A 297-nucleotide genomic window follows, 5' to 3' on the forward strand; every position below is an offset into this window, starting at 1 on the left:
GAGTATGTAGCTACTTATGGCGACAAATATAGAATAGATAGCTTTAAAGGGCATAGAGAGCTTCGTAAAGACCACTTAGAACTATTGCAAGGTAAAGTGTACTATAATAGTAAAAACACGCTTAGAATCGAGACCACGCTCTTGTATGAAGTCGGACAATTTGTATCAATTGGTGGTTATCCTTATGGCGGTAGAAAATTTAGATTGTTAGAGCTATCAATTACTGATAACCCAGTTTTAGATAAAGCGGAAATAATTTCAAGAAAGGTTAAAAATGACAATTAAAAACTTCACGTT

1 protein-coding gene is annotated in these 297 nt (G+C 34.0%); it reads left to right on the forward strand.

Features of this window, described 5'->3' with window-relative positions:
- A partial coding sequence (locus FDW96_RS12900; RefSeq protein ID WP_137365795.1) for a hypothetical protein occupies positions 1–285 on the forward strand: 285 nt, incomplete at its 5' end.
- Positions 286–297 lie beyond the last annotated feature (12 nt).

This window comes from Citrobacter sp. TBCS-15, from assembly GCF_005280815.1.
In the GTDB taxonomy this organism is placed as follows: Bacteria; Pseudomonadota; Gammaproteobacteria; order Enterobacterales; family Enterobacteriaceae; genus Citrobacter; species Citrobacter werkmanii.